Annotated in this window: 2 protein-coding genes and 1 pseudogene; 2 read left to right on the forward strand and 1 reads right to left on the reverse strand. The window is 49.7% G+C overall.

Going from position 1 to position 1,949, the window contains the following annotated elements; translation table 11 throughout:
- A partial coding sequence (locus tag VGM55_RS21305) for a hypothetical protein (RefSeq protein ID WP_331636609.1) occupies nucleotides 1-897 on the forward strand: 897 nt, incomplete at its 5' end.
- A gap of 240 nt (nucleotides 898-1,137) precedes the next feature.
- Here VGM55_RS21305 and VGM55_RS21310 read toward each other — a convergent pair.
- A pseudogene (locus tag VGM55_RS21310) lies at nucleotides 1,138-1,796 on the reverse strand (IS91 family transposase); the annotation flags it as partial.
- On the opposite strand from VGM55_RS21310, the gene VGM55_RS27610 reads away from it, so the two are divergent.
- Nucleotides 1,722-1,877, forward strand: a complete 156-nt coding sequence (locus VGM55_RS27610; RefSeq protein WP_422653164.1) for a hypothetical protein — start codon at nucleotides 1,722-1,724, stop codon at nucleotides 1,875-1,877. The pseudogene VGM55_RS21310 and the gene VGM55_RS27610 overlap by 75 nt on opposite strands.
- The last annotated feature ends 72 nt before the right edge of the window (nucleotides 1,878-1,949 follow it).

The following is a 1,949-nucleotide window of genomic DNA, read 5'->3' on the forward strand; positions in this document are numbered from 1 at the left end:
TCGGAAGTCCCTCCGCTGGCGAGAACTGAATCAAAACCTTCAGACAGGGCATGGAAACTGGGACCTGCGGACCCTGATAATGGGTATCAGCGTGTGGTGGGGACGATGCACCCGGAAGGTTACCCGCTATACGCACGAAAAACTCCCGGGAGCGTCAACAGTTATGATATTTTCTACAAGGACCCTGACGGAGCATTAAAACCTTACGGCAGCGGCAGCGTCAATGGTGATGATTTCAGGATAGTGCGGGGAAAGGGGGGAATGAACCCAGATATACAAGGTAAGTCACCGGCAGACAATAAAAAAGTACCTGTAGTGGACTGGGAAAAAGATATTGAAATGTCACCCCCATTATCGCGCAGGAACAAAGTTGGTGTCAACAAATTAGAAACTTATGTCTCGTATGGCGAGTACGACAGAACTTTAGATGAAGCTCGTAACTTTATATATAAGGCGGATGGTAAGGGAGGAGAAATACGTAAAACAGTAGAAGAATTAAAAGCTGGGACTGTTAAGCCTAGCAGAAAAGAAAATTTTGAATACTTCTATGACCATCCGGAAGGGGGGGTAAAAACACGCCTCAATATAGTAGGGCATGGCGACCTGGAAGAGGGATTGTTTAAAGGCGACTTTGCTGGAGCCTCTGCAGTGGATGCAGATACACTGGCCAAAGAACTGAACCCTGTCCTGGCAGGAATTGACAAGAATGAACCAATACGACTGGTATCCTGTAAAACAGGTGCATCAGGATTTGCACAGAAGCTGGCAAATAAACTTGGGCGACCAGTCATAGCCTCAACCGAAAGTGTAACCCTTTTTGAGACGGGTATTAAAGGATATTTTTCTGTATTGAAAAAAACAGAACCTAAATGGTTTATTTATCGCCCAGAGGTATGAATGGTTCTGATGAATAAAATAACTAGCCCAATTCCTTAACACAGAAACATCTCTCACTCCATAAAACGACCGTTTAATGGACACCATCCTGTGACGTTCATGGTTAGGGGATTCAATCGACCCTTTTTGAGTCTCCTAACCATGAACAGTGATGAGGAATAGCTGCATGAGGTGAGGTCTGGCGCGTGCTAATGCGTAAAAATAACGATTGTGATGTGTTTTTAATCTAAAACCCATTTTTCAGGCGCATTCATCCAGCTCAGATATCTGAAGCCATCGTTTTTTCGCCATCCGGTGCAGCCTGTCAGAGAGCATTTTTGTGGCGTGTTCGCCCGCTACGGCGCCGGCAAAACGTAGCCGATCGCCGCACAGAATACATTTATACGGATCTGTGCCCAGGAAGCCTTTCATCAGCACCGCTAAGCCCGGGCCGTTTCGGCTTTTCCCTTACCGTCATCTCCTGCGCGTTGTAGACCTTCGGCAGCAGCGTGCCCCGCTTGCGGTTGGCCAGAAAACCGTAGTACCGCACCATTTTAAAATGCCGTGCCGGGATATGGCTGACGTAACGCCACAGCATTTCTTCCTGAGTCAGTTTCTGGCGTTTGTGCTGCTGCGTATTGTGGTCGTTATACTGGTGTACCACGGTGCCGCCGCGGTAATGACGCAGTTGTGACGCCGCCACCGGCGGGCGTTTCAGGTACCGGCCAAGGTATTTCACGCTGCGCCAGGCACCGCTGGTCTTTTTGGCGAAGTGTACTTTCCAGTGGCGTTGATATTGCGCTTGCAGATAGCAGTTTCCACTGCTTCTCATCACGAAGGTGGCCATGACCGGGCAGGAGCGTGGGATTGACCCGGTCGTAACTGGTGCACAGCAGACGGATGACGGCACCGCGCCAGACGCTGTGTTTGACATGAACAGTAGCCCGCCTGCGGCGGGAGCTAAGGCGCTGTCAGAAAGGCGCTTTTTTCAGCTACCGTAGCCCGTTATAATCCCGCGCATGTATATTCCCCGACCTGCAAAGCTCCTCTTCCTGATTGATGATGGCTGGGGT

This window comes from Cedecea sp. (assembly GCF_036500665.1).
In the GTDB taxonomy this organism is placed as follows: Bacteria; Pseudomonadota; Gammaproteobacteria; order Enterobacterales; family Enterobacteriaceae; genus Cedecea.

Coding starts and splice junctions, on each gene's coding strand:
- VGM55_RS27610 (WP_422653164.1), top strand. CDS start 1,722: ATGACCGGGCAGGAGCGTGGGATTGACCCGGTCGTAACTGGTGCACAG.